Consider the following 1,506-nt stretch of genomic DNA (forward strand, 5'->3'; position numbering starts at 1 on the left):
TTTTTGCATATCTTCTAATGGTAAATCATATTTAGTTCCAAATCCAGGCATATTATCTTTCAATGCTGCTATGATTTTTGGATCTTTTGGTGCTGCACCATAACTTAAATCTGAGATGTATGGGAAGAATTTCTTATAAACTAATTTATAATCTGATTCAGTTGTACTTACAGCATCTGCTACTGCATCTAGTAATGCTTTTTCTTTTGGTGCACTTCCCTCTACATAAATATGAGGATAGTATGGTGGTGTATAGTATACTATAACAACTGGTTCTCTATCAGACCATAGACTGTGAACTTCTTCTACTAATTTCAATGAAAAATCTCTTTGATCTATGGATTCATCTTTTAACATTTCTTCTGTAAGCTTTGCAATTCTTTCATCAAGTTCATTTCCCATCTCTGATTTCACTTTTGTATATAGTTCTTCATAAGTTAATGTTCTTGCTTGCCATGGCAGTTTTTTATATTCTCTTCCTGCTAATTTACAAAATCTTTCATATTGTATATTTAAATTATCAATAGTTGATTGAAAAGCTTCTATAGCAGCACCTTTCATTTTTACTAGTACTTCATCTGGTGTGCTGCAATGTGTTGCATAGTTGAAGAACAAAGTAGCTGTTTTTGCTATTTGAACTGAATATTCTGGTTTTAAATCTCTTTGTTTTAAAGTAATTGGAGGAAGTGAAACTTCACCTTCTGCCACATCACAAAAATCTGCATTCAGATTGATTCTATTTGTAATAGAAGAAGCTATTTGGTTTGGATCTATTCCCTTAAATGATTCACCAACATGTGTTTCTTTACCTACTACATAGAATGACGGCATTAGTTTTCCTACTGTTCCTATATATACATATTTGTTTTCATCACCTTCAAACTCAGATGTCATATAGTCTGTATCTAAAAGTGCTAGATATTCAAAACCTTCTTGCTCTTGTATTTTTACTAATTCAGGTATTACAGATAACATACCGCCTGAGTTTCCTTCTTCATCGCAAACAGCAGCATATATCAAATTACCTTCAAAGTTTTCTATATCCTTTGATATTTCTTCCATCAATGCCATTATAATAGCATCACCAGTTTTCATATCGAAAAGTCCTCGACCAAATAAATAATCTCCTGATTCAAGATCACGTCTAACTTCCTCTGGTAGCGTAGATGCTATTTCTTTAAATTTCTCTGTTAATTCATATGGTTTGTTTGCATATTCTTTTAAGCTGCCATAATCAGAGATACCAACTGTATCTGTATGACCTATCATCAATACAGTTTTTTTACTATTGCCTTTCTTTCCCTTTAGCATTGCTAAAACAGATTTTCTGCCAAGTTTATCCTTGACCGCATCTACAAATCTTAGATGCTCCGGATTTTCTTTATAATAGTCCATTTCTGAAAAAATATCATAAACTTTTTGTACTGAATCTAATTCTCCTGGTGTTTCAACTACACTAAGTTGATTTGTTAATTCTACTGCTATCTGCTCAATTCTTGCTGCAAT

Annotated in this window: 1 protein-coding gene; it reads right to left on the reverse strand. The window is 32.3% G+C overall.

Annotation, left to right across the window (positions count from 1 at the left end; all coding sequences use genetic code 11):
• Positions 1 to 1,506 (reverse strand): M20/M25/M40 family metallo-hydrolase (locus tag CIW83_RS21790; RefSeq protein ID WP_201260101.1); only part of this gene is annotated, 1,506 nt, incomplete at both ends.

Source organism: Tissierella sp. P1 (assembly GCF_002266425.1).
Lineage (GTDB): Bacteria > Bacillota > Clostridia > Tissierellales > Tissierellaceae > Tissierella > Tissierella carlieri.